This is a genomic window from Paracoccus marinus (assembly GCF_007018965.1).
In the GTDB taxonomy this organism is placed as follows: Bacteria; Pseudomonadota; Alphaproteobacteria; order Rhodobacterales; family Rhodobacteraceae; genus Paracoccus; species Paracoccus marinus.
Window position 1 is genome coordinate 105,162 of record NZ_VJYZ01000023.1, and the last position, 23,702, is coordinate 128,863.

Here is a 23,702-nt window from a genome sequence, read left to right on the forward strand (position 1 = left end):
GCCGGGGGCAGGCAGGGACGCAGGAGCAGAGGCAGGTGCCGGCGCCGGCCAGAACGGGCGCGTGAAGCCAAAGACAGCGGGCGCGTCCGTGGGCGCGGAGGTGGGATCCCCCGGGGGGCATGGGCGGAGTGTAAGAGCGGGCTGCGGGCCAGCAGGGGCGTGCAGGAGGGGCGCTATCGGGCAAGCGGGAGGGGACGAGCGCGCCGGGCGAGTGGGGCGGGCGGTCGGCGAGGACGCAAGCGGCCGGGCGGCAGGCAGGATTCAGATGCAGGCGTCGCCCGGGACGCGCGCGTGAAGCCCAGAGACAGCGCGGGCGCGTCCATGAGCGCGGGGGTTGGCCAGACACGGCAAGGGCGGCGTGTGCGATGAGGCTGTGGGCAGCGGGGCGGCGCAGGCAAGGCGCAACCGGGCGAGCGGGAGGGGCAAGCGCGACGGGTGAGCGCGGCGCGTGGGCGGCGAGGGCGCGAGCGGCCGTGCGGGAGGCGGGGATAAAGATGCAGAGGCAGGCGTCGGCCGGAACGTGCGCGTAAAGACGAGAGGCAGAGCGGGCGCGTCTATCGGCACGGGATAGGGTGTCCGGGGGGCGGCAAAGTCAAGGTGCGTGAGGGGGCGTTGGGCCAGAGTGGCGGTGCCGGATGGGCACAGCCGGACAAACGCGACGGTGCGAGCGCGGGAGCGCGCGGCGAGGGGGTGGGCCGGGCGGCAAGCAGGGGTGCAGGTGCGAAGGCTGATGCAGGCATCGGCGGTGGTGCGCGCGTGGCATCCCAAAGACGGCGCAGGCGCGTCGATGAGCGCGGGTAGGGAGCTCGGGCGCGGAAAAGGCGGGGTATGGGGGGCAAGCTGCGGAGCGGTGGAGGGGGCACAACCGAGCGAGCGGGACGAGGCGAGCGGGACGAGGCGAGCGCGCCGGGCGAGCGGGCGGCGCAGGCGCGGACGGCCCGGCGGAATGCAGGTGCAGGCGTCGGCCGGAACGCGCGAAGCGCAGAGGCAGCGGGGGCGTGGCAATCGGTACGGGGGCGGGGTGCCCCTGAGAGGGAAGGGAGGGGTGTGCGAGGGCGATGGGCCGGCTGGGCGGTGCAGGCGGGGCACAACCCGACGAGCGGACGGGCGAGTGGGGCGAGTGGGCGGCGAGGGCGCGGGTGGCCGGGCGGCAGGCAGGGATAAAGGTGCAGAAGCAGGTGCAGGCATCGGCGGGGACGCGCTTGAAGCTTGGCGGCAGTGGGGGCGGGCCCATGCGCGCGGAGGTTGGATGCCCGGCGGCGATGGCAGAGTGTGCGAGGGGCGACGAGCCAGCGGGGCGGTGCAGGCGGGGTACAGTCGGACGAGCGGGAGGGGACCCGAGCGACGGGCGAGCGGGCGGCGCGCGAGAGCGGAAGGGCGGCAAGCAGGGATGCGGGTGCCGGCGCCGGCCGGCACAGGCGTGTGAGACCTCGGGACAGCGCGGGCGTGCACATCGGCACCAGGCGGGGTGGCCGTCGGCAGTTCGCTCCAGCGACGGGCCGAGGCGTTACAGGGCTGTTGCGGCAACCCGGACGACCGCCGCCGGGGTGTGCGACGATCCGGCCCCTACCGAGCCGCCTGCCTCGCCCCCATCCCACCCCAATCACCCCCGATTGACGCCGCGTCACCGCCCGCCTACCGATGGCCCGTCTTGTCCCCCTTCTCCCTTCGAGGTCCTCGATGAGCTTCGCCGCCGGCCGTCCCGTCATTGCCATTCCCGGCCCCTCGCCGGTGCCCGACCGGGTGCTCCGGGCGATGCATCGGCCGGCGCCGGACATCTATGCGGGCGAGCTGGTGGGGATGAACGCGGCGGCGATTGCGGGCCTTAAGCGGCTTGCGGGCACCCGGCACCACCTCGCGCCCTATATCGGCAACGGCCATGCCGGGTGGGAGGCCGCGAACGCCAACCTGTTCGCCCCCGGTGACCGGGCGCTGGTGCTGACCACCGGCCATTTCGGCCGCGGCTGGGCGGCGGCGGCCGGGGCGCGCGGGATCGACGTCGAGACGATGGATTTCGACACCGCCGTGGCCCCCGACCCCGCGCGCCTGGCCGAGCGGCTCGCCGCCGACCTGCGGGACGGGGGCCAGCCGTTCCGCGCCGTGCTGGTCTGCCACGTCGATACCGCGTCGGGCGTCCGCGCCGACATCGCGGCGCTGCGGGCCGCGATCGGGGATCATCCGGCGCTGCTGGCGGTGGACGCGATCGCGAGCCTCGGCTGCGACGAGCTCAGGATGGACGACTGGGGCGTGGACGTGCTGGTCTCGGCCAGCCAGAAGGGGCTGATGGTGCCGCCGGGCCTTGCCTTCGTCTGGTTCTCGGACCGGGTCGGGCCCAGCCGCGCCGCCGCCTCGCCCTATTGGGACTGGACCCCGCGCGCGGCCGCGCTGCCCGAGGAGGTGTGGCGGTTCTGGGGCGGCACGCCCCCGGTCCAGCATGTCTTTGGACTTGCCGAGGCGCTGGCGATGCTGCTGGACGAGGAGGGGCTGGACGCCGCATGGGCCCGGCACGAGGGGCTGGCCCGCGCGGTCTGGGCGGCCGTGGACGCATGGGGCCGGGGCGCGGACGGGGCGGCCACCGGCATCGCCTGCAACGTCGCCGACCCGGATCACCGGGCGCGGTCCGTCACCACGGTGAACCTGCCCGGCGCCGACCGGCTGCGGGACTGGTGCGTGACCCAGGCGGGCGTCACGCTGGGGATTGGCCTGGGGGCGGCGGATCCCGCGAACGCGCTGCGGATCGCGCATATGGGGCACGCGAGCGCGCATATGCTGCTGGGCGTGCTGGGGGTCATGCAGGCGGGGATGACGGCGCTGTCGATCCCGCACGGGCCGGGCGCGCTGGACGCCGCCGCCGCGACGATCGCGCGGCTGGCGCGGACGAACGGCTGAGGCGCTGCGGATTGGGCCGGATTGCGGCGGACTGACGTGAGGGGCGCGCGGACAAAGGGTTGAGGCGCGCGGGCCAGAGTGCGGCGGGTGCGGAAGAACGGCCGGGGCCCGCCGCGTCAGGGCTTCGGGGCAGGGTCCGCCGCTGCGCCGTCCTTGCGCGCCAGCCACGCCTTCATGAACGCGATCTCGCTTTCCTGCGCGGCGATCACGTCCTGGGCCAGCTTGCGCAGCTCGGGGTCGGTGCCGTGCGCCAGTTCGACCCGCGCCATGGCCACCGCGCCCTCGTGGTGGGGGATCATGCCGCGCACGAAGTCGGCATCCGCATCGCCGGTATAGTCGATCGCCATGTCCGCGTGCATCCGGTCCATCGCCGCGCGGTAGGCTGCGGTCGCGGGGGTGTCCTGCGCGGCCGGCCCGGTCGGGGTCCCTGCCGCCGCGCGGGCCATCCCGGCGTGGTCGTGCGCGGCGGGCTGCTGCGCCTGCGCGGCGGTGGCGAGCATCAGCGCGATGCAGGCGAGACGGGCGGTGCGGGGTGTGGGCATGGCGGTGCCTCCGGTTCGGTCCATGCCACGGCAACGCGGCGGTCCCGCGCGCGGGTCCCGCAGCCGCCCGCGCCGGCGATCACTTCCGCTGGACCAGCCGGAACGCCGCCGATGCGGCCCAGCCCGCCCCCACGGCGAAGCCCAGCGACATCAGCCCGTACCAGAACGGCCGTTCCATCGCGAGGCGGTAGAGCCAGCGTTCCAGCCCCACCTTGGCCACGCCGACCGGGGCGCTGTATTCGCTGATGACGTGGCCGTTGCGGGTCAGGAAGATGCTGGCCTTGTACTGCCCCTCGACCAGCGCCGCGGGCAGGGCGATGTCGGCCCGGAACAGTGTATCCTCGATCAGGCGCACGCTGCCCTCGTCCAGCCGGTAGCGGCCGTTCGCCTCGCGCAGGCGCAGGAAGGCCGAAGTGAAATCGGTCGCGTCCGACACCCCCACCGGCTGCCCCAGCGCGCGCACCGCAAGCGGGATCGAGATCCGGTGCTGCACGTCCTCGGCCGGAAGCAGCATTTCCCCCAGGGGCGCGCTGGTCGCCACGGCGTAGAAATCGGGCGCCGCGCCAATGACCAGGGACGAGGTGTTCATCCAGATCCCGAACCGGCGTTCCTTCTTGCGGACCTTCACGGCCTGCGACGGCCCCTGCATCGTCACGATGACGCCAAGCGGGCCGCCGTCCGGGGGCGCCGTCTCGCGCTTGACGGCGCCGTAGATCAGGATCTCGGACCCGGTGAAGTCGGTGGTGATCGACACGGCGTCCTGCGACAGGCCGGCCACGACCTGCTCGGTCGATCCCTCGGCCTGGGTGCGGACGGGTTCGGGCGATGCGGTCTGCGATTGCAGCCCCAGCGGCAGCGCCGCCAGCAGCAGCGCGACCACGGCCGCGATCGCGGGGACGCGGGCACGGGCGGGGACGCGGGCGCAGGCGACCCGGGCGAAAACCATCCGCGCCCTCATTGCAGCGAATACAGGTCGTCGGGCCGCAGCAGCAGCTCAAGCGCGAGCCGGAAGCACACCGCCAGCACCAGAAGCGCAAGCAGGATCCGCAACTGCTCGGCCCGCAGCCGCGCGCCCATCTGGGTTCCGATCTGCGCGCCCACGACCCCGCCTACGATCAGCAGCACCGCCAGCATGATGTCCACGGTGTTCGAACTGATCGCGTGCATGAGCGTGGTGAACGCGCTGACCGCCGCGATCTGGAACAGCGACGTGCCGATGACCACGCGGGTGGGCATCCCCAGCAGGTAGATCATGGCGGGCACCATGATGAAGCCGCCGCCGACCCCCATGATGGCGGCAAGAACCCCCACGGCAAGGCCCACGAGGAACGGCGGGATCACGCTGATGTACAGCCCCGACTTGCGGAACTTGACCCGCCAGGGCAGCCCGTCGATCCAGCTGCGCCCGCGCCTGCGGGGCTTGGCGGTTCCGCGCCGCGACGCGCGCAGGCTCGCCACGCTTTCGCGCAGCATGGTCAGGCCGATGAAGCCAAGGAACACGACGTAGCTCAGTTGCACGACCAGATCGACCTGGCCCAGCCGTTGCAGCAGGTTGAAGACGCCGACGCCCAGGAACGACCCGACGACGCCCCCGCCCAGCAGCACCCACCCCATCCGCAAATCGACCGCGTCGCGCTTGAGATGCGCGAACAGCCCCGACATGGACGACGCGACCACCTGGTTGGCGCCGGTCGCCACCGCGATGGGCGGCGGTATCCCGATGAAGAACAGAAGCGGCGTGATCAGGAACCCGCCGCCCACGCCGAACAGCCCGCTCATCAGGCCGACGATCCCGCCCAGCCCGATCAGGACGAAGGCGTTGACCGACACTTCGGCAATGGGAAGAAAAATCTGCATGATCGATCCGCTGCGCCGGCGCATCTTGCAAGGTGGGGGCGGCGGCGTCAAACCTCGATCGGCCGGTTTTCGGGCACTTCGGCGGTCTCGTTTGCGTGCGCGCGCAGGTTGCGCCGCCGGGCCCGCTGCGGCTAAGCAGGGCGGGCGGAAAGCGGCCCTTCCCTGCGCCGCGACAAATCGGCACACGGGCGGCGGCCGGGTCCCGGGTCGGATGCCGGGACGGGCGCCGGGTCGGGCGGAACGGGTTGCGGGAACGGGCGGCAGAAACGGGCTGCTGAAACGGGCGGCGAGAACGGGCGGGCGGATGCGGATACTCATCACCAACGACGACGGCATCAACGCCCCCGGCCTTGCCGCGATGGAGGCGATCGCGGCCGAGGTCGCGGGCCCCGGCGGTGAGGTCTGGGTGGTCGCGCCCGCGTTCGAGCAGTCGGGCGTCGCCCACTGCATCAGCTACACCCACCCCACGATGATCGCGGAACTCGGGCCCCGCCGCTGGGCGGCCGAGGGCAGCCCGGCCGACTGCGTGATGGCGGGGGTGGCCGACATCCTGAAGGATGCGCCCCCCGACCTCGTCCTGTCGGGCGTGAACCGCGGCAACAACGCGGGCGAGAACGTCATGTATTCGGGCACCGTCGGCGGCGCGATGGAAGCGGCGCTTCAGGGCCTGCCCGCGATCGCGCTGTCGCAATACCTCGGGCCGGGCACCCAGGGGCTCGCCGATCCGTTCGAGGCCGCCCGCGTCCACGGCCCCCGCGCGATCCGCCGGCTGCTGGATCTTGGCGACTGGTCCGACGGGCCGGGGTTTCGGCTGTTTTACAACATCAACTTCCCCGCCGCCCCGGCCGACCGGGTGCGCGGCATCCGCGTCGGGCACCAGGGCCGGCGGGCGGGCGTGCGCTTCGGCGTGGCGCCCCACATCTCGCCCGGCGGCAAGCGGTTCCTGTGGATCACCGGCGGCTCGCAGCAGGCGTGCGCCGACGCGGGCAGCGACGTCGAGCTGCTGATGGACGGCTACGTCGCCGTCACCCCGATGCGCGCCGACCTGACCTGCCACGCGACGCTGAGGACCTTGCAGGAGGCGCTGGACGAGGGATGAGCGCGGGCACCGGCGACGACAGCGACGACGACATTCCCGGCGCGGGCGAGGGAGGCGCGGGCCAAGGCGGCGCAGGCGAGCGCGGCGCGGGCCAGGGCGGCGCGGGCGAGCAGAAGATGCGCTTCCTGTTCGCGCTGCGCTCGCGCGGGATGACCGACCCGCGCGTGCTGGACGCGATGGAACGGATCGACCGCGGCGCCTTCGTGCGCGGCCATTTCGAGGATCGCGCCTACGAGGACACGCCGCTGCCCATCGTCTGCGGCCAGACGATCAGCCAGCCTTCGGTGGTGGGGTTGATGACGCAGGCGCTGGACATCGGCCCCCGCGACACCGTGCTGGAGGTGGGGACCGGCTCGGGCTACCAGGCGGCGATCCTGTCGCTGCTCTGCCGCCGGGTCCTGACCGTGGACCGCCACCGCCGGCTGGTGGTCGAGGCCGAGGCGCTGTTCCGCCAGCTCGGCCTGTCCAACATCACCGCGCGGGTCGCCGACGGGTCGCGCGGGCTGCCCGAACAGGCGCCCTTCGATCGCATCATGGTGACGGCGGCGGCCGAGGACCCGCCCGGGCCGTTGTTGTCGCAGCTCAAGATCGGCGGTATCATGGTGGTGCCGGTCGGGCAGTCCGACGCGGTCCAGACGCTGATCCGGGTGACCCGCACGGCGAACGGTTTCCGCTATGACGAGCTACGGCAGGTGCGGTTCGTGCCGCTGGTCGAGGGGTTGGGACAGACATGACCCCCGAAAACGAATGAGGACGGGCAGAACATGGGCAATTCATTCCGTAGCGCGCTGACGGCGGCGGTGCTGGCGCTGGCGGCTTCGGGCTGCGCGCCGATCGGACCGGGCGCGGGCGTAGGCAGCCCGTATGCCGCGCCGGGCCAGACAGTGGGCGGCCAGACGGGCGCGCGGGCGCCGATCTTCGGCCGTCTGACCCTGCCGCGCGCGACCGTGCAGCGCCCCGTGCTGCCCGCGCCCACGGGTGCCGGGATCGGGGTTGGTCCGGCCTCGTCGAGCCCTGCCGCGCGGGTGCAGATGCCCTCGGCGGCGCGGATGCCGCAGCTGCGGATGCCGGGCTTCGGCCGTCTCGGCGGCGGTGCGCCCGCCGGCGCGCCCGCCGGGGCGCAACCGCAGGTGACCGACCCCTATGCGGGCCAGGGCGTGCGGCAGCCCGCGATCCAGCCGCCGTCGGGCACCGTCGCGCCGGCCACGACCGGGGTGGCCGCGACCGTCCCCGTGGCAACCGTCGCGCAGCCCGTCACGGCACCGACGGCGCAGGCGGCCGCCGCCAGCCACACCGTCGTCGCGGGCGAGACCGCGTGGTCGATCGCGCGCAAGTACGGCGTCTCGATCCAGGCGCTGGCCGCCGCGAATGGCCTGCCCGAGACGATGACCGTGCGGCTGGGCCAGAAGCTGGCGGTCCCGGCCGCAGGCGCCACGCGCCAGGTCGCCGTCACCGCGCCCGGCGCGGGCAGCCCCACGCCCACCCCGCCATCCGCGTCGAGCCCGCTGCCGAAAGAAAGCACCGCGCCCGCGTCCCGCCCCGCGCCGCGCGCCGACGCGCCGGACCTGGGCGCGACCCGCACCGCCGCGTCGGGCAGCGGCAAGCTGTCGATGCCGGTCAACGGCTCGATCGTGCGGGCCTACAGCAAGGGCAAGAACGAAGGCATCGACATCGCCGCCGCCGCCGGAACGACCGTGAGGGCCGCGGGCAGCGGCACGGTCGCCGCGATCACCCGCGACACCGACGGGGTGCCGATTGTCGTGGTGCGCCACGACGGCGACCTGCTGACGGTCTATGCCGGGATCGACGACCTTGCGGTTGCGAAGGGCGACAAGGTCGCGAAGGGTGACGCGATCGGCAAGGCCCGCGCCTCGGGCCGGGTCCATTTCGAGGTCCGGCGCGGGTTCGAGAGCGTGGACCCGGAAGGGTATCTCTGACGGGATCGCAGTCGCGGGCGTTTGGCCCGGCGATTTGGAGAGGGCGGCGTCGTGGCGCCGCCCTTTCGGTTTGGCGCACGAGCCGCGCGTGAGTGCGGTGCGCGGAGGGTGCCAGCGCCGCAGTGGTCAGCCGGTGAGCGCCGCGCAGGATGTCGCCGCTGGCCCGGGTCCGACCACCGCGCGCGGCACCTCGGCCAGTCCTCAGCGCGTTGGCTGGCCGCAGTACGTCGCCCAGACGCAAAACGACCGCCCGTCGCATGGCATCCACCGATTGCAGCACATCGGCCGCGCGCGGCACGCGGGTTGCGCGCCGCGTCAAGGCCGCGCGTTGCCGTCAGCCCTTGGCCGGCTGCATCGCCTCGGCCACCGCATAGGCGACCTCCTGGCGGATCACCCGGCGCAGGTTGCGGCTGAAGCGGCCGCCCATCTCGCCCTGAAGCTCTTGCCGGATCGCCTCGCGCAGAAGATTGCGCAGAAGGCTGCCGTTCGGGATGTCCTCGTCCGCGGGTGCGAACAGGTGCAGCGCGGTGCTGTCCTCGGCTCGGGTCGGGGCAGGGGCAGGGGCAGGGGCAGGGGCGGGGTTCGCGGGAACGGAGTCCGCAGCGGGGTTGCCCAAATCGACGGTCCCGACGGGCTCCGCCTTCGCGGCCGTCTCGCGCCGCGTGGCGTCGGCCACGTTCGCGGCGGGGCGCGCGGGCCAGGCGGGCGCGTGTGCGGGTTCATCGCGCAGCGCAGGCTTGCCCGCCCCATCAGCCGCAACCGGCAGAACAGGCGCGTCCACGGCGGCAAACGCGGTGTCGGGCGGTTCCGGGAACGCACCCGCCAAAGTAGCAAGGCGCAGCCGGGGCCGGGCAGGTTCCGGCGCAGCAGCGTCGCGCGACAGCGGCGAAGCGGGTGGCACCAGCGAAGCGTGTTGCAGCCGCAGCGGCGTCACCTCGTCGGCCGCAGGACGCGCCGGGATTTCCGCACCACCGTCCGCCGCCATGTGTTCCATCGCCGCGACCAGTTCGGCCGCGCGGCGCGGTGCGGGCGGCTCGTGCCGGACGCGGGCGCCGCCGCCATCCTGGGCGATCAGACGGCGGATCGAGGCCAGCACGTCGCTGGAGCCATCGGCAGGTTGGGGCGCGCGCGGGGACAGGTCGGTCATCGCCGCACCCCCGCCGCAGCGGTCAGCGTCGCAGCGGCCGGCTTCGCAGGGGTGGGCGCATCACTTGCCGATCGCGCGCAGCACCCGGTCCAGGTTGTCGCCCTGGGTGCTGGTGTAGGGCGCGTCGCGGACCGCGCCGTAATAGGCCGATGGGTCATAGGTCGGGATTCCCAGGTTGAGGTCTTCTACCGTCAACAAACCCATACCGGCCAAAAGTTGATAATGTGCTAACTGCAGATTGGTCTCTGCGGTGATGCGGTCGGCCCGCGCCTGCAGCAGGTCCTGTTCCGCGTCCAGCACGTCCAGCGTCGTGCGCGCGCCCAGCGTCGCTTCCTCGCGCACGCCCTCGTAGGCCTGCTGCGCGGCCGAGATCTGCTCGTCCGTCGCGGAAATCTGCGCCCGCGCCACGTCGATGTTGGCCCAGGCCGTGCCGACCGACAGATCGACCTGCCGCGCCGCATCCAGCAGCGCCGCGCGGGCGCTGTCGCGCCGCGCCATCGCCTGCCGGTGGATCGAGGGCAGGCGGCCGCCGGAATACAGCGTCTGGTTCAGTTCGACCCCGGCGCTGAGCGTGCTGGTCGTGCCCTGGCGCGACCCGCCGTCGGGCAGGCCGATCACGTTGCGCGTCGCCTCGGGCGCGCGGGTCGTGGACAGGCCCGCGTTGCCGGTGATCGTCGGGCGGCGCTCGGCCGCGGCGGCGGCGACGCCCAGTTCGGCCCCGGCGGTCGCGCGCTGCGCCTGCAGGATCGCGGGGTTTGTGCGACGCCCCACGGCCTGCGCCGCCTGCAGCGATTCCGGCCGCTTGGGCAGCGCCGGCGGCGGGTCGAGGTCGATCGGCGCGCGCCCGACAGATGCGGTGAACGCCTCGATCGCGATTTCCAGGCTGCCCTCGGCCGCGGCCAGGTTCGCGCGGGTGGCGGCCAGCTGCGCCTCGGCCAGGGACACGTCGGTGGTGGTGATCTCACCCACCTCGAAGCGGTCGCGCGCGGCCTGAAGTTCCTGCCCCAGAAGGTTGACCGAGTTCTGCTGCAGGCTGATCTGCTGCTGCGCGTTGCGGACGCGCAGATAGGAATCCACCGCGTCCAGCAGGACGTCCTGTTCGATCGCCAGCAGCGATTCGCGCGTGGCGAGGACGTTTTCCTTGGCGATGTCGATGGCCAGTTGGCTGCGGCCGAAATCGAAAAGCGTCATCTGCGCGACCAGCTGCATCGTCTGCGACACGCTTTCCTCGCCGTCGATCTGGCGGAACCCGTGCGAGGCGGCCCACTGCACCACCGGGCGCAGCGCCGACATGGCCTGCGCCACGTCCTCGTCCGCGGCCCGCACCACGGCGCGGTTCTGTTCCAGCAGTGCCGAATGGCGATAGGCGGCGACGAGCACGTCGGCCAGCGACTCGGCCGACGCGGGAAGCGCCGGGGCGGTGGTCAGGGCCAGCACAAGCGCCAGCCTGCTAAACGAGAGCTTCACAGGACAAACCCTTCGGTTTTGGCGAGCCCCGGCAGGACCGGGGCGTGGGCGTTGAAGGCGTAGCGCCAGTTGATCCGGCCGTCGATCTTGTAGCCGAGGCGGGCGACGCCCATCCCCGATCCGTTCGGGCACCCCAGCCCGGACGCGCCCAGGCCCAGCGCATGGGGATCGTCGCGCCACAGCGCGGCGATGCGCCCGCCCTCGGCCAGCTGGTCCGCGATCGCGTCGGGCAGCACGCCGATCGCGCCGTTGATGACGATGGCGTCATAGGGACCCTGCGCGGGCGCGCCGACGGTCAGGTCGGCGTGGACCACGGCCGCGTTGTCCACGCCCTGCGCGGCCAGCCGGCGCTCGGCCTCGGCGGCCATCGTGGGGTCGGGTTCGACCGCGACCACCGCCTGCGCCATCCGCGCCAGCACCGCCGCCGAATAGCCAAGCCCGCAGCCCAGATCCAGCACCAGGTCGGTCGTCCGCAGGTCGAGCGCGTCGATCATCTTGGCGAAGGTGCGCGGTTCAAGCAGGACGCGGCCGGGGGCGAGATCCAGGTTCTCGCCCTTGTAGGCGACCTCGCGCCGCGCCTCGGGGACGAAGCATTCGCGGGGCACGTGCAGCATCGCGGCGATGACGGGATAGCGGGTCACGTCGTTGGTCCGCACCTGGGTGTCGACCATCGTGGTTCGGCGCTGGGCGAAGTCAGGCATGCGGCGAAACCTCGGCTGCTGTTGTCGCGTTGGCCGGTTCTTGGCACGAAAGAAGGTCCGGGGCAACGGCGCGCGGCCCGCCTTGCGCGGCGTGACGCGATGGCCTATCTGCCTATTCACCTCACGGCGGCGGGTTGGCGGAGAGGTTACGCAGCGGATTGCAAATCCGTGAAGACCGGTTCGATTCCGGTACCCGCCTCCACATGGATACAGGTGCTTATGCGATTGCCTTGGACCTGTCGCACACTGCGTTTACAGGTCCGTTTACAGCACTGTTCAGGCTCTGCCCTTTCCGAATGGGGGCAGCTTGACCAAAGTTGCGTCAATTCTTCGGGCGAGACGCGGTCGTACTGCCCGATGATTGCCGCGGCGTACCGCGCGGACCAGCCCATGTGCGAGGCAGTCTTGGCAAGGCTAAGCCCGGCGCTGAGAAGGCGTGTCGTCGAGGTGCCCCGGGAGTCCTGCAGCCGCAGCGAATGGCCCATCGCTTCTTCGGTGAGACCAGCCATGTCCCTGTTATAGCGCAGCACTCGTCCGCATGCGCGCCGTCAGTCGGCCCCCGTCCGGTTTGACCAGGGTCATCAGGCGATCAGAAGGAGTGGCATCGACAACAGCAGCCAACTAGGGGTGATCAGTCTGTTCGCCACGCACTGGCGCTTGTCCGTGCGGCTTCGTATCCGGCGACGGTCGGGCGTTGTCTCGATCTGTCCGCGTGAAAGCTTCACCCTGTCAAGCTCCGTTGGGAGAAGTGCACTGCGAGCACAATCATCAAGTCGAGCGGCGGGTTGGGCAGGAGTTATCAACTCCAGGGTAAGGATTGGCGATCGAACCCCTGCGCATCCACGGAGAGCAGCTACAGGGCAACGGCCGGCAGCGCTGCGATGGGCGGAGGTTTTCGCGTCGCCGGCCTTTGCTCTACGTCGATGTCCGTCTGCGCCGATGTAGGTGATTGTCTGGTGCGCAGAGGCTGATGTTCTAGCGCGACGTATGCACCTGGTGGAGCGGATTGACGAACAGCGGCGTGTTGCGCCGGACCTGCCATCCCGCCCCCAACCGGTCCGCCGGCTGGTAAGGAAGGCCTGGGCAGCTGATGACGATGCAACGGCGTGAAAGGGCGGAGAGCCGACGGTCGGCGGCGCAGCAAGGCAGCTGCAGCAAGGGGTAACGCTGTCATTCATCTGCAGCGCAGCACCTTTGGCACGCTGATGGATCCGCGGGGCCGAACGCCGCCTCCAGGTAATTCGCATCACGTGCTCTTCGAAGTTCAGGATCAGACGCTCGGTTGGTTGGAGATGCTTTTAGGCCGAGCGAAAATGGCAGAGGCGTCGCCTCGGGTGCATGCCAGACGTCCCGGCTCCGCCCATTCTACGCTCCGCATCACCTGTTCCAATCCGGCACGACCGATTGCGCGATCGAGCTGTCGAGCGCCTCGAAGTCGTTCAGCCCGATCAGGTCGTAAAGCTCGGCGCGGGTCTGCATCTCGGGCAGCATTGCCGTGGTCTGCCCCTCGCGGGCGAGCGTGGCGTAAAGCCGCTCCTGCGCCTTGTTGGCGACGCGCAGCGACGAGACCGGCCAGATCACCATGTCATAGCCAAGCTCTTGGAACGCCTCGGCCGTAAGGGACGGGGTGCGGCCGAACTCGGTCATGTTGGCCAGAAGTCTGACGCCGGGCAGCCGCTCGCGGACCTCGCGGAACATCTCGACCGAGGTCAGAGCCTCGGGGAAGATCGCATCGGCGCCCGCCTCGACGTAAAGCTTCGCGCGGGCGACGGCGCCCTCGATCCCCTCGCTGGCTGCCGCGTCGGTGCGGGCGATCACGACGAGATGGCGGCGGGCGCGGGCGGCGGCCGCCACCTTGGCGGCCATGTCGGCGGCACTCGCCAGCTTCTTGTCGTTCAGATGCCCGCATTTCTTCGGCAGAAGCTGGTCCTCCAGGTGCACGGCGCCTGCGCCCGCATCCTCGAACACGCGGACCATGTGCATGACGTTCAGCGCCTCGCCATAGCCGGTGTCGCCATCGACCAGCAGCGGCAGGCCGCAGGCTCGGGTGATCTGGCGGATGAAGAAGGCGACCTCGTCCACGGTGATGATGCCGAGGTCCGGCAGCCCCATCGAAGCGGTCATCGCCGCGCCCGACAGATACAGCGCCTCGAACCCGGCGCGCCTGGCCTGCAGCGCGGCCATGCCGTTGTGGGCGCCCGGCAGGCGCAGGATGCCGGGGCGGTCCAGCGCCTCGCGGAAGCGCTGGCCGGCAGGAGTGGCGGGAAGGTCGTCCGAGATCAGATAGGGCATGGCGTCACTTTGCTGCGGTCTGAGGGGCGGCGGACGGCAGCAGGCCCCGCCGGTCCAGAGGCTGAAAGGCCCGGTTGTCGGGCCCGATGTAGTTGGCCGAGGGGCGGATGATCCTGTTGTCCTGGCGCTGCTCGATGACATGGGCGCCCCAACCCGAGGTCCGGGCGATCACGAAGATGGGCGTGAACATCGCGGTGGGCACGCCGAGCAGGTGATAGGAGACCGCCGAATACCAGTCGAGGTTCGGGAACATGCGCTTGGTTTCGGCCATCACGTCCTCGATCCGCTCGGCGATGTCGAACATCCTGCTTGATCCCGCCGCCGCGGAAAGCTGCCGGGCGACGCGCTTGATGACGGCGTTGCGCGGGTCCGAGATGGTATAGACCGGATGGCCGAAGCCGATCACGACCTCTTTCGCCTCGACGCGGGCGCGGATGTCGGCCTCGGCCTCGTCCGGGTCGGCGTAGCGCTTCTGGATCTCGAATGCGACCTCGTTGGCGCCGCCGTGCTTGGGCCCCCGCAGCGCCCCGATCGCGCCTGCGACGGCCGAATAGACGTCCGAGCCGGTGCCCGCGATGGTGCGGGCGGTGAAGGTCGAGGCGTTGAACTCGTGCTCGGCGTAAAGGTTGAGGGTGGTGTGCATGGCGCGCACCTCGGCTTCGCTTGCAGGCTTTCCGTGCAGAAGGTGCAGGAAGTGACCCGCTACCGTGTCGTCCGGGGTTTCGACGTCGATCCGGCGACCGTTCTGGGCGAAGTGGTGCCAGTAGAGCAGCATCGAGCCCTGCGACGCGATCAGCCGGTCGATGATGTCGCGGGCACCGGGGATGTTGTGGTCGGCCACCTCGGGCAGGACGCAGCCGAGCGCGCTGACGCCCGAGCGCAGCACATCCATGGGATGCGCCGCGGCGGGGATCGCCTCGAGCGTATCGCGCACGGCTTTCGGAAGGCCCCGCAGGACCTTCAGCCTTTCCTTGTAGGCCCGCAGCTCGGGGGCCGTGGGCAGGCTGCCATGGACCAGCAGATGCGCCACCTCCTCGAACTCGCAGGCCGCCGCGAGATCGAGGATGTCGAAGCCGCGGTAATGCAGGTCGTTGCCCGACTGGCCCACGCTGCAAAGCGCGGTATTGCCGGCCACCACCCCGGACAGGGCGACGGATTTCTTGGGCCTGGTGATGATTCCGCTCATTTGTTTCCCCAGTCGAAGATGCCCCCCGGACGCCGGGCGCCCAGCTTGCCCGGATCCACCGTGAAGTTCAGGGCCGCAAGATCGCCGGCGCCGAGGTCGGCAAGCGCCTCGGCAGCCTGCAGGAAGCGCTGCTGCTCGGCGGGGCCGACAATGCCGTCAGACAGGGTCAGGAACTTTGCGACATAGTTCTCGCGCGCGAAGGGGCGGGCGCCGTCGGGATGCGCGTCGGCCAGCGCAAGCTGGTCCTCGACGACCCTGCCGTTCCGAAGCGTGACTACCACGCGGCCGCCGAACGCCTTTTCCCTGGGATCGCGCGCGTGATAGCGGCGCGTCCACTCGGGATCCTCGACGGTCGTGATCTTGTGCCACAGCGCCACGGTTTCCGGCCGGCCGGCACGTTCGGGCGCATAGGATTTCTCGTGATGCCAGCCGCCGTCCTCCAGCGCCACGGCGAAGATGTAGGTGATCGAATGGTCCAGCGTTTCGCGGCTGGCCTTGGGGTCCATCTTCTGCGGATCGTTGGCACCCGTGCCGATCACGTTGTGGGTGTGATGGCTGGTGTGGATGACGATGCTTTCGACCTGCGACAGGTCGCCGACCTGCGGACCCATCCTGCGGGCAAGGTCGATCAGCGCCTGGCTCTGGTATTCCGCCGAATGTTCCTTGGTGTAGGTGTCGAGGATCGCGCGCTTGGCCTCGCCCTTGCCGGGCAGCGGCACGTGATAACGGGCGTCCGGCCCTGACAGCAGCCAGGCGATGAAGCCATCCTCGCCCTCCCAGGCCGGGCTGGGCGCGCCCTCGCCGCGCATCACCCGGTCCACCGCCTCGATGGCCATCTTGCCGGCGAAGGCGGGGGCGAACGCCTTCCAGGACGAGATCTCGCCCTTGCGGCTCTGGCGGGTGGTGGTGGTGACGTGCAGCGCCTGCTGGACGGCCTGATAGATCACCTCGGCGGGCAGGTTCAGCAAGGTGCCGATCCCCGCCGCGGCCGACGGGCCGAGATGGGCGATATGGTCGATCTTGTGCTCGTGCAGGCAGATGGCGCGGACCAAGTTCACCTGGATCTCGTAGCCCGTCGCCAGGCCGCGGATGAGATCGGCGCCGGATCTGCCGGTATGCTGCGCCACCGCCAGGATCGGCGGGATGTTGTCGCCGGGGTGGGAATAGTCGGCAGCCAGGAACGTGTCGTGGAAGTCGAGTTCGCGCACCGCCGTGCCGTTGGCCCATGCCGCCCATTCCGGGCTGACCCGTTCGGCATCAAGGCCGAACACTGTCGCGCCTGGCTTCGCCGGATGGCAAAGCGCCTGCGCGCGGGCGGAGGCGACGGGGCGCCGCGCGACCGATGCCGCGGCCACGGCGGCGTTGTCGATGACGCGGTTGATGATCATGCCGGTCACGTCGGCATCCACCGGCACCGGATCGGCCGCCACCTCGGCGATCTTCCATGCGAGCTGGTCTTCGCGGGGCAGGTGTTCCGCGGACCTGTAGGTCCGCACGTCATGCGTGATCATGTTTCTTCCTTCTGGTTAAGCTTCGTCGAGGCAGACGGGCCGAGCGGCCGGGGACGGCCCTCCGCGTCCACCGCCACCATCTCGAACCGTCCCGAAAGCGCGGGCCGGCCGGGGGCGATCCCCGCCGCGCCGGCCGTGCCCTCGACCTCGACGGTCATCGAACTCCGTCCGGTGCGGGTGACGCGGGCCACAAGCTCCAGCATCTCGCCCACGCGGATCGGGTCGGCGAAATCCGCGCGCTCGGACCGCGCCATCACCACCGAGGTCCCGGCATGCCTTCTGGCGGCGACAAACGCCGCCTTGGCCATCAGCGCCAGCGCGTTGCCGCCGAACAGGGTCCCGTAATGGTTCGCCTGTTCGGGAAAGATTATCTCGATCAGGCGGGTCTCGGCGGGAATGGACATTGCAGCTTGCCTTCGCAGGATTGGCACGCTCTGCTTTTCACATCACGCCGGACCGGATAAATGACTGAAAAGGCGTAGGTCTGCAAAGGATCGGCTTGCGAATTGCGAAGGCTGCGAAGATGAGCAAGACATTCATGGGCGTCCGCCTGCGTCGCCTCCGCGAGGAGCGGGGGATGACCCAGGCGGCGCTCGCCCGCGCGCTGGAGATCAGCCCGAGCTATCTCAACCAGATCGAGCAGAACGCCCGGCCGCTGACCGTGCCCGTGCTGCTCAGGCTGAACGCGGTTTTCGGGCTGGACGTGCAGCTCTTTTCGGACGCGGACGAGGCGCGCCTGATCACCGACCTGCGCGCGGCGCTGGCCGACCAGGGAACCGACGTCGCTCTGGCCGAGGTGCGGGAGCTGGCCTCGAACATGCCCGCGATCGCTCGAAGCATCGTCGCCATGCAGCGCCGCCTGCGCGATACCGCCGAACGCGCCGACCTGCTGGCCGGGCGGATCGAATCGCCCGGCACCACCCCCGCCGCATTCGAGGCCGTCCGCGACTGGTTCTATGAACGGCGCAACCACGTGGCCGAACTGGACCTTGCGGCCGAGGCGATCGGCGATGCGCTGCCGCCCGGCCGCATGGCCCCGGGGCTGATCGACCGGCTGGCCGGCCGCCACGGCATCCGCATCGCGCAGGGCGCGGGCGAGGCGCTGCGCCGCTTCGATGCCGAAGCGCGCATCCTGCATCTGGCCGCGCATCTCGACCCCGGCCAGACCGCCTTCCAGATCGCCACGCACCTCGCCTTCCTGGAACAGGGCGACGTGATCGCCCGGCTGTCGGACGACCCCGCGCTGTCGAGCGATGCCCGGACCCTATTGCGGATCGGGCTGGCCAACTATTTCGCGGGCGCGCTGATCCTGCCCTATCAGGCATTCCTGCAGACGGCCGAGGCGGCGCGCTATGACATCGACCTGATCGCCCGCCGCTTCGGCGTCGGATTCGAGACGACCTGCCACCGCCTGTCCACCCTGCAGCGTCCCGAGGCGCGGGGGGTGCCGTTCTTCTTCGTCCGGGTCGACCGGGCGGGCAACATCTCCAAGCGCCAGTCGGCCACCGACTTTCATTTCAGCCGCATCGGCGGTTCGTGCCCGCTGTGGAACGTCTACGCGGCATTCGCCCGCCCCGGCGAGATCCTGCGGCAGGTGGCCCAGATGCCCGACGGCCGCAGCTACCTGTGGATCGCGCGGATGGTGCAAAGCGGACAAGGCGGCTTCGGCGCGCCGGTCAAGACCTTCGCCGTGGCGCTCGGCTGCGACCTCGCCCATGCCGACCGCCTGGTCTATGCCCGGGGGCTGGACCTTGGAAATCCTGGAACGGCCATTCCCATTGGTCCTGGCTGCAAGGTCTGCGAACGGCGCGCCTGCCCCCAGCGCGCCTTTCCGATGGTCGGCCGGCCGCTGGCCGCCAGTCCCGGCGAGGCGCGCTTCGCCCCCTATTCCGGCGCGGGCTGAACGCCGTTCCCCGCGCCGGGTCCCCGAAACCCGACGCCGGCGAGCCTGCGCCGGAAAGAAAATCCGCCGCGGCCTCACGTCCCCGACCGGAATCGCCCCCGCACCCGCAGGCAGAGCGAGGCAAGGCGCCCCACGGCTGCCCGACAGATTGTCGATGCCTCATGATCTACATGAGAAATTCGACGCGTCGGTCACGTTGACATGCAGCCCCATCCGACCGAGTTTGCCCGCAGATCAAGGTGCCGGGGGAAGCCCCGGGTAAAAGGGAATCCGGTCCGGCTCGGGCCAAATCCGGAACTGCCCCCGCAACTGTAGGCGGAGAGCCTGTCCGACATGCCACTGGCGCAGCCCTGCGCCGGGAAGGCCGGGCAAGGCGCCAATCCGCAAGTCAGGAAACCTGCCCTGATCGTTCACCTGTTCCGGCCGCGGAGGGCGCGTCGGGCGCGGTCCCATCCGCAAGGTGACATCGCCGCCCCAAGGCATCCGCCCCGGGGCCGTTTGTTTACCGGCCCGCCACGGCAGGCCGCCCGGAAGGCATGTCAGGATGACGACGGAACTGACCTATACCATCAGGACGATCCCGTTCGACGAGGATTACCACCCCGCCGACGGCACGCGCGCCACGACCAACTTCGCCAATCTCGCGCGGGGGCCGCGCCGGCAGGAAAACCTGCGCAACGCCTTTGCCATGATCGATCGCCGCTTCAATGCGCTGGCCGACTGGGACAACCCCGACGCCGACCGCTACAAGGTCGAACTGGAGATCGTCACGGCGGAGATCGCCATCGGCACCACCGCCTTCCCGCTGATCGAGATCCTAAAGCCGACCATCCTCGATGGCGAGACCGGGAAACGGATCCCCGGCATCGCGGGGAACAATTTCTCATCCTATGTGCGGGACTACGATTTCAGCATCCTTCTGCCGCAGCATAACGCGGGCCGGGACGAGTTCGCCTTGCCGCAGGATTTCGGCCGGCTGCACGGCAATCTGTTCCGGCGGTTCCTCGGCTCGTCCGCCTATCGCACGGCCTTCGCCAAGCCGCCGGTCATCTGCCTCAGCGTCTCAAGCAGCCGGACCTATCACCAGACCGCGAATTCGCATCCGGTCCTGGGGGTCGAGTACAGTCAGAACGCGCAATCCGCCACCGACCTGTATTTCGGCGAAATGGGGCTGCGGGCGCGCTACTTCATGCCCAGGGGCGCCGTGGCGCCGCTGGCTTTTTACGCCGGCGGCGACCTGCTGAACGATTACTCCAGCCTGGAACTGATCGGCACGATCGGCACGATGGAGACCTTTCAGCGGATCTACCGGCCCGAGATCTACAACGCCAATGCCGCCGCCGGCCTTTGCTTCCGGCCCGGCCTGACGCATCAGGACTATTCCCTGACGCGGGTCGAGTACGATCGGGAGGAACGCAGCCGCCTGGCCGTCCAGCAGGGAAAGCTGGCCGAAGAAAAGCTCATCAAGCCTTACGGGCCGATCCTCGAAGTATGGTCCGCCAGCCACGCCGCCTGATCCCCCTTTACGCGCCAAGGTTACATGTCATGAACAAGCTGCTGCCCACCGCCACCGCCGGAAGCCTGCCGAAGCCTTCCTGGCTTGCCGAGCCCGAGACCCTCTGGTCGCCCTGGAAGCTGCAGGGCGCAGCCCTTACCGAGGGCAAGGAGGATGCCCTGCGCGTCGCGCTGCACGATCAGGTGCGGGCCGGGATCGACATCGTCAGCGACGGCGAGCAGACGCGCCAGCATTTCGTCACCACCTTCATCGAGCATCTGGATGGCGTTGATTTCGACAAGCGCGAAACCGTGCGGATCCGTGACCGCTATGACGCCAGCGTGCCGACCGTGACCGGCCCCGTCTCGCGGCCCCGCCCGGTCTTTGTGGAGGATGCGAAGTTCCTGCGCGCCCAGACCGACCGGCCGATCAAATGGGCGCTGCCCGGCCCCATGACCATGATCGACACGCTTTACGACGCCCATTACAAAAGCCGCGAGAAGCTCGCTTGGGAATTCGCCGCGATCCTGAACCAGGAGGCGAGGGACCTGGAAGCAGCCGGCGTGAACATCATCCAATTCGACGAGCCCGCCTTCAACGTCTTCTTCGACGAGGTGAACGACTGGGGGATCGCGGCGCTTGAAAGGGCGGCCGAGGGGCTGGCATGCGAAACCGCCGTCCACATCTGCTACGGCTACGGGATCAAGGCCAACACCGACTGGAAGAAGACCCTTGGCGCAGAGTGGCGTCAATACGAGCAGGTGTTCCCGAAACTGCAGACCTCGTCCATCGACATGGTGTCGCTGGAATGCCAGCACTCCCATGTGCCGATTGACCTGATCGAGCTGCTGCGGGGCAAGAAGGTGATGGTCGGAGCCATCGACGTGGCGACCCAGATCATCGAGTCGCCCGAGGAGGTCGCCGAAGTCCTGCGGCAGGCGCTGCGTTTCGTGGACGCAGACAAGCTTTATCCCTGCACCAATTGCGGCATGGCGCCTTTGCCCCGCCACGTGGCCCGGGGCAAGCTGGCAGCCTTGAGCGCGGGTGCCGAGATCGTCAGACGCGAGCTTGCGGCCTGAAGTATTTGGCAGCGGGCGGACCAGCACTGCAGGGGTGGACCGGCACCAGGCATGCCTCTGCAGTGCGACAGACAAGCTATTCTAGTTGAGTCGCTTCCTGTCGGAGTGACTGAAATCCTTCCACGCGGGCGATGAGGCTGCAGCTGAGTCAAACGGCGGCTCCGCTCCGAGTAGCGGATATTGCCTGCGTGCAATGTTAAACCGCCGCGAACGACCGCTTCGAGGGTGCAGCACCGCGGCGTGGTTTCGGCTCCCGACGGGCGGTGATGGGCCAACTTGCACCTGATCCGTCCCGCGGGCTCCGGCAATGACCCCTTCGACGAACCTGGAGACATCCTCCTTGCAGACATTCCTCAGGAAATAGCGCAATGAATGCGGCTGCGGGCCTCGGGCGGGGCAGGCGAAAGCCCGTTGCTTATCACGACGCTCTGTCAGCCCGAGATCGTGACCGCTTGCGGCAGTCCGTCCTTGAAAGCCACGGCTGGCACATCCACCGGCTGTGGAGCACCGACTGGTTTCAGCGGCCGCAGCAGGAAATTGCCCGCATCATCGCCGCCATCGAGGTGGCGAAGGCCGAGGACCAGGGGCGCGACCTGCGCCATACCCGCCCCACTGTTCGCATCACGACCGAGGATGAGGGTGAGTGGACGATCTTCGATCTTCAGACCGGCGATCCGGCCGAGAAGCTGTTCCCGCGACCAACTCTGCGTCCGCCAAGCCCTACGAGGAAGCGGCTTTTCAGCACCCCAGTCATCATTCGGGCGAGTTGCACGAGGCCCCGCGTGGCATCCTTGTCGCTCAGGTCGAGCAGGTCGCCGAGGTCGAGGGCCCGGTGCATTTCGATGAGGTGGTGACGCGCATTCGGACGTGCGCAGCGCGCGCGCCTCGAGCGTGTCGCCGGGACCTGGCGCGACCCGTGCCGCGTCGCCCGTGACCAAGCTGCGGTCAAGGTCGGTCGCACCCTCGACGATCTCGACGTCAATCGGCACCCGCTCATCCGGGCCGTTCCACAGGATTGCGCCCACTAGCACGTCGTCAAAGGCCGCGTAGCGCCGCGAGCCGTCGTTCTTGCGGATCATCGCGCCGCGGGGCGACAGCCGGGAAAGGGACCAATCAACGCGTGAGGGTATCGAGAAGGACAGCGAGGGGCTGCGGAAGGCAGTGTCCGACCGAGCGCTGGAGAAGCCGATGTTAAGGAAAGCTGCGTCGGGAAAATGTCGAGCTCCGCCCGGCGCCGCGCCTGCATCGACCATCACCGGCAGAAGTCCTGCGTTTCGGAGCGCATGACCTGACGCGCGTTCGGCCAACACCGCTCGACCCAGCGGCACCCGCCGCGCGGACGGCCTGATCGAGAGGCGCTGCAGGCGCCGATCGGCGGATGGTGGAGGTCGGCGGAGACGCCGGTCGCTGGCCGGGCCGACAGGCGCCGCTGCGGCTGGGACCGTGCGGCGCCGGGATACTGGCGCAGCCGCGGCCAGCCTTTCGCCTGAAACGCAATGCGTTGCTCCGGATGGCTGCGCGAATCCGGAGCGAGGATCGCACGGCCTCAGGTCATGAAGACGTCCTTGCTGTTGCGCCGGTAGATCGACGGTGACACTCCGGCTACTCTGCGGAAGAACCTCGAGAAGCTGGCGACTTCTGCAAAGCCCAGCACGTCCGAGATCGTCTGGATGTCCTGCGACGTGCCGTCTAGCAACTCGCGGGCGCGCCGCAGGCGCACCGTGTCGAGCGCGCGGCGGAAGCTGGTGTCCCTGTCCGCAAGCTTGCGGTGCAGCGTGCGCTCGGAAATGTTGAGGCTGGTCGCGACCGCCTTGGCCGGGGGAAGCGCCCCGCGTGCGTTCATCAGGATCTGATAGACGCTGATCAGAAATGCCTCTTGGACGGGGCTGGTTTCCAGCTGCCCCTCGCACAGCTTGCCGTAGCTTTCCGAAAGTGCTGCGTCCGCCAGGGGCAGCCGCAACCCCCCGGCGCCTTCGGCGAAGTGAAAGACGGTACGCGGGGCGCCGTAGCGGATCTCGGTCTGCCATTCGTCCTCGATACCCATCCAGCCGTGATCCCGCACCAGCGGGCTCTCGATGTATTTCAGCGGAAATGGCCGCTGCAGAAGGTCACGGAAGAACGTGGGCACCGACCCGAGCGCCCGTTCGTGCGCGAAGCCGCGCATGTCGGGCGGGCAGGCCGCGTCGCTCGCGGCCAAGGCAATGCCCTCGCCGTCAGCTTCGATCAGCTGGTATTCCAGAATCGAATAGCCCAGAGCCTGCATTCTCGTGAACTCGCGCAATGCGGTGGTGACGGTGGGAGAGACCATGACCGCAAGCCCCAGCGGTCCATAGACGAACAGCTTGTAGCGCATCCCGACCTTGAAGGCCGCTCCGGGGATGTCGCAGGTCACCTTCATGAACAACTGCTCGAAACGCAGTTCCTGCGTGCCCGTGACGGTGCCCCATGCGTCCCGCAGGACGGCAGGATCGATGCCCGCCGCCTTGATCAGCCTGTTCGGGTCCATACCAGCCGCGACGAGGAAGTCGGACATGATGCGCAGGCTCTGAACGGGCAGACGAATGGTTCCGATCGATTCTGCGAGCACGGGCTGCCCC

Annotated in this window: 19 protein-coding genes, 1 tRNA gene, 1 pseudogene and 1 riboswitch; of the genes and pseudogenes, 9 read left to right on the forward strand and 12 right to left on the reverse strand. The window is 69.8% G+C overall.

Going from position 1 to position 23,702, the window contains the following annotated elements; all coding sequences use genetic code 11:
• The first annotated feature begins 1,680 nt into the window (after nucleotides 1-1,680).
• Nucleotides 1,681-2,889 (forward strand): pyridoxal-phosphate-dependent aminotransferase family protein, encoded by a 1,209-nt coding sequence (locus FNF32_RS11105; protein ID WP_131673702.1) that lies wholly within the window; start codon nucleotides 1,681-1,683, stop codon nucleotides 2,887-2,889.
• Between the two features lie 116 nt (nucleotides 2,890-3,005).
• Here the strand turns inward: FNF32_RS11105 and copM are convergent, their stop codons facing one another.
• The 3 genes from copM to FNF32_RS11120 form a co-directional block, all read right to left on the reverse strand.
• Complete coding sequence (gene copM / locus FNF32_RS11110; RefSeq protein ID WP_246087795.1) at nucleotides 3,006-3,431, reverse strand: CopM family metallochaperone; 426 nt, start codon at nucleotides 3,429-3,431, stop codon at nucleotides 3,006-3,008.
• Between the two features lie 79 nt (nucleotides 3,432-3,510).
• Nucleotides 3,511-4,377 (reverse strand): TIGR02186 family protein, encoded by an 867-nt coding sequence (locus FNF32_RS11115; protein ID WP_131673701.1) that lies wholly within the window; start codon nucleotides 4,375-4,377, stop codon nucleotides 3,511-3,513.
• A gap of 8 nt (nucleotides 4,378-4,385) precedes the next feature.
• Nucleotides 4,386-5,288: a sulfite exporter TauE/SafE family protein gene (locus tag FNF32_RS11120; protein ID WP_131673700.1), complete on the reverse strand. Its 903-nt coding sequence runs from the start codon at nucleotides 5,286-5,288 to the stop codon at nucleotides 4,386-4,388.
• A 304-nt stretch (nucleotides 5,289-5,592) separates the two neighbouring features.
• Here FNF32_RS11120 and surE point away from each other — a divergent pair, with 304 nt between their 5' ends.
• The 3 genes from surE to FNF32_RS11135 all read left to right on the forward strand — a co-directional run bounded on the left by surE (nucleotide 5,593) and on the right by FNF32_RS11135 (nucleotide 8,324).
• The gene (gene surE / locus FNF32_RS11125) at nucleotides 5,593-6,387 is read left to right on the forward strand and encodes a 5'/3'-nucleotidase SurE (protein WP_131673699.1); all 795 of its coding nucleotides are present in this window, start codon (nucleotides 5,593-5,595) and stop codon (nucleotides 6,385-6,387) included.
• A gap of 116 nt (nucleotides 6,388-6,503) precedes the next feature.
• Complete coding sequence (locus FNF32_RS11130) at nucleotides 6,504-7,121, forward strand: protein-L-isoaspartate(D-aspartate) O-methyltransferase (protein ID WP_131673718.1); 618 nt, start codon at nucleotides 6,504-6,506, stop codon at nucleotides 7,119-7,121.
• A gap of 30 nt (nucleotides 7,122-7,151) precedes the next feature.
• On the forward strand, nucleotides 7,152-8,324 hold the full coding sequence (locus tag FNF32_RS11135; protein WP_221930703.1) for a M23 family metallopeptidase: 1,173 nt from the start codon (nucleotides 7,152-7,154) through the stop codon (nucleotides 8,322-8,324).
• A gap of 334 nt (nucleotides 8,325-8,658) precedes the next feature.
• Here the strand turns inward: FNF32_RS11135 and FNF32_RS11140 are convergent, their stop codons facing one another.
• The 3 genes from FNF32_RS11140 to FNF32_RS11150 are packed head-to-tail and all read right to left on the reverse strand — an operon-like array spanning nucleotide 8,659 to nucleotide 11,639.
• Complete coding sequence (locus FNF32_RS11140) at nucleotides 8,659-9,471, reverse strand: hypothetical protein (protein WP_131673698.1); 813 nt, start codon at nucleotides 9,469-9,471, stop codon at nucleotides 8,659-8,661.
• Nucleotides 9,472-9,531: 60 nt separating this feature from the next.
• Nucleotides 9,532-10,938, reverse strand: a complete 1,407-nt coding sequence (locus FNF32_RS11145) for a TolC family outer membrane protein (RefSeq protein WP_246087796.1) — start codon at nucleotides 10,936-10,938, stop codon at nucleotides 9,532-9,534.
• Nucleotides 10,935-11,639, reverse strand: a complete 705-nt coding sequence (locus tag FNF32_RS11150; protein ID WP_131673697.1) for a protein-L-isoaspartate O-methyltransferase family protein — start codon at nucleotides 11,637-11,639, stop codon at nucleotides 10,935-10,937. Before FNF32_RS11150 ends, FNF32_RS11145 begins: the two co-directional genes overlap by 4 nt.
• Nucleotides 11,640-11,767: 128 nt before the next feature.
• Between FNF32_RS11150 and FNF32_RS11155 the strand changes: the two genes are divergently transcribed.
• Nucleotides 11,768-11,841: transfer RNA gene (locus FNF32_RS11155), tRNA-Cys, on the forward strand.
• A 1,175-nt stretch (nucleotides 11,842-13,016) separates the two neighbouring features.
• Here the strand turns inward: FNF32_RS11155 and prpB are convergent.
• The 4 genes from prpB to FNF32_RS11175 are packed head-to-tail and all read right to left on the reverse strand — an operon-like array spanning nucleotide 13,017 to nucleotide 17,032.
• Nucleotides 13,017-13,931, reverse strand: a complete 915-nt coding sequence (gene prpB, locus FNF32_RS11160) for a methylisocitrate lyase (protein WP_131673696.1) — start codon at nucleotides 13,929-13,931, stop codon at nucleotides 13,017-13,019.
• Between the two features lie 4 nt (nucleotides 13,932-13,935).
• Nucleotides 13,936-15,117, reverse strand: coding sequence for a bifunctional 2-methylcitrate synthase/citrate synthase (gene prpC / locus FNF32_RS11165; protein WP_185961937.1), 1,182 nt, complete (start codon nucleotides 15,115-15,117; stop codon nucleotides 13,936-13,938).
• Entirely contained in the window at nucleotides 15,114-16,628 is a 1,515-nt protein-coding gene (locus FNF32_RS11170; RefSeq protein ID WP_131673695.1) for an MmgE/PrpD family protein, read from the reverse strand. Before FNF32_RS11170 ends, prpC begins: the two co-directional genes overlap by 4 nt.
• The gene (locus tag FNF32_RS11175; protein ID WP_131673694.1) at nucleotides 16,625-17,032 is read right to left on the reverse strand and encodes an acyl-CoA thioesterase; all 408 of its coding nucleotides are present in this window, start codon (nucleotides 17,030-17,032) and stop codon (nucleotides 16,625-16,627) included. Before FNF32_RS11175 ends, FNF32_RS11170 begins: the two co-directional genes overlap by 4 nt.
• A 119-nt stretch (nucleotides 17,033-17,151) precedes the next feature.
• Between FNF32_RS11175 and FNF32_RS11180 the strand changes: the two genes are divergently transcribed.
• The 4 genes from FNF32_RS11180 to FNF32_RS15850 all read left to right on the forward strand — a co-directional run bounded on the left by FNF32_RS11180 (nucleotide 17,152) and on the right by FNF32_RS15850 (nucleotide 21,959).
• A complete protein-coding gene (locus FNF32_RS11180; protein WP_131673693.1) occupies nucleotides 17,152-18,531 on the forward strand; it encodes a short-chain fatty acyl-CoA regulator family protein in 1,380 nt (459 codons plus the stop codon).
• A 220-nt stretch (nucleotides 18,532-18,751) separates the two neighbouring features.
• A riboswitch (cobalamin riboswitch) is annotated at nucleotides 18,752-18,950 on the forward strand.
• A 125-nt stretch (nucleotides 18,951-19,075) separates the two neighbouring features.
• The gene (locus FNF32_RS11185) at nucleotides 19,076-20,047 is read left to right on the forward strand and encodes a putative oxygenase MesX (RefSeq protein WP_131673692.1); all 972 of its coding nucleotides are present in this window, start codon (nucleotides 19,076-19,078) and stop codon (nucleotides 20,045-20,047) included.
• A gap of 29 nt (nucleotides 20,048-20,076) precedes the next feature.
• On the forward strand, nucleotides 20,077-21,105 hold the full coding sequence (locus FNF32_RS11190; protein ID WP_131673691.1) for a methionine synthase: 1,029 nt from the start codon (nucleotides 20,077-20,079) through the stop codon (nucleotides 21,103-21,105).
• Between the two features lie 368 nt (nucleotides 21,106-21,473).
• Complete coding sequence (locus FNF32_RS15850) at nucleotides 21,474-21,959, forward strand: hypothetical protein (protein ID WP_185961938.1); 486 nt, start codon at nucleotides 21,474-21,476, stop codon at nucleotides 21,957-21,959.
• Between the two features lie 36 nt (nucleotides 21,960-21,995).
• On the opposite strand, the pseudogene FNF32_RS15895 reads toward FNF32_RS15850, so the two are convergent.
• Both FNF32_RS15895 and FNF32_RS11200 read right to left on the reverse strand, forming a co-directional pair.
• Nucleotides 21,996-22,358: pseudogene (locus tag FNF32_RS15895) on the reverse strand (P-type ATPase actuator domain-containing protein); the annotation flags it as partial.
• Nucleotides 22,359-22,651: 293 nt separating this feature from the next.
• Nucleotides 22,652-23,692 (reverse strand): AraC family transcriptional regulator, encoded by a 1,041-nt coding sequence (locus tag FNF32_RS11200; protein ID WP_221930705.1) that lies wholly within the window; start codon nucleotides 23,690-23,692, stop codon nucleotides 22,652-22,654.
• Nucleotides 23,693-23,702 lie beyond the last annotated feature (10 nt).

What these genes read in the sequence shown, in the direction of transcription:
- FNF32_RS11150 (WP_131673697.1), bottom strand. Translation starts at nt 11,639, where the DNA reads ATGCCTGACTTCGCCCAGCGCCGAACCACGATGGTCGACACCCAGGTG.
- FNF32_RS11120 (WP_131673700.1), bottom strand. Translation starts at nt 5,288, where the DNA reads ATGCAGATTTTTCTTCCCATTGCCGAAGTGTCGGTCAACGCCTTCGTC.
- surE (WP_131673699.1), top strand. Translation starts at nt 5,593, where the DNA reads ATGCGGATACTCATCACCAACGACGACGGCATCAACGCCCCCGGCCTT.
- FNF32_RS11105 (WP_131673702.1), top strand. Translation starts at nt 1,681, where the DNA reads ATGAGCTTCGCCGCCGGCCGTCCCGTCATTGCCATTCCCGGCCCCTCG.
- FNF32_RS11115 (WP_131673701.1), bottom strand. Translation starts at nt 4,377, where the DNA reads ATGGTTTTCGCCCGGGTCGCCTGCGCCCGCGTCCCCGCCCGTGCCCGC.
- FNF32_RS11180 (WP_131673693.1), top strand. Translation starts at nt 17,152, where the DNA reads ATGAGCAAGACATTCATGGGCGTCCGCCTGCGTCGCCTCCGCGAGGAG.
- FNF32_RS11170 (WP_131673695.1), bottom strand. Translation starts at nt 16,628, where the DNA reads ATGATCACGCATGACGTGCGGACCTACAGGTCCGCGGAACACCTGCCC.
- FNF32_RS11140 (WP_131673698.1), bottom strand. Translation starts at nt 9,471, where the DNA reads ATGACCGACCTGTCCCCGCGCGCGCCCCAACCTGCCGATGGCTCCAGC.
- FNF32_RS11175 (WP_131673694.1), bottom strand. Translation starts at nt 17,032, where the DNA reads ATGTCCATTCCCGCCGAGACCCGCCTGATCGAGATAATCTTTCCCGAA.
- FNF32_RS11185 (WP_131673692.1), top strand. Translation starts at nt 19,076, where the DNA reads ATGACGACGGAACTGACCTATACCATCAGGACGATCCCGTTCGACGAG.
- prpC (WP_185961937.1), bottom strand. Translation starts at nt 15,117, where the DNA reads ATGAGCGGAATCATCACCAGGCCCAAGAAATCCGTCGCCCTGTCCGGG.
- FNF32_RS11130 (WP_131673718.1), top strand. Translation starts at nt 6,504, where the DNA reads ATGCGCTTCCTGTTCGCGCTGCGCTCGCGCGGGATGACCGACCCGCGC.
- FNF32_RS11190 (WP_131673691.1), top strand. Translation starts at nt 20,077, where the DNA reads ATGAACAAGCTGCTGCCCACCGCCACCGCCGGAAGCCTGCCGAAGCCT.
- FNF32_RS11135 (WP_221930703.1), top strand. Translation starts at nt 7,152, where the DNA reads ATGGGCAATTCATTCCGTAGCGCGCTGACGGCGGCGGTGCTGGCGCTG.
- FNF32_RS15850 (WP_185961938.1), top strand. Translation starts at nt 21,474, where the DNA reads ATGAATGCGGCTGCGGGCCTCGGGCGGGGCAGGCGAAAGCCCGTTGCT.
- copM (WP_246087795.1), bottom strand. Translation starts at nt 3,431, where the DNA reads ATGCCCACACCCCGCACCGCCCGTCTCGCCTGCATCGCGCTGATGCTC.
- prpB (WP_131673696.1), bottom strand. Translation starts at nt 13,931, where the DNA reads ATGCCCTATCTGATCTCGGACGACCTTCCCGCCACTCCTGCCGGCCAG.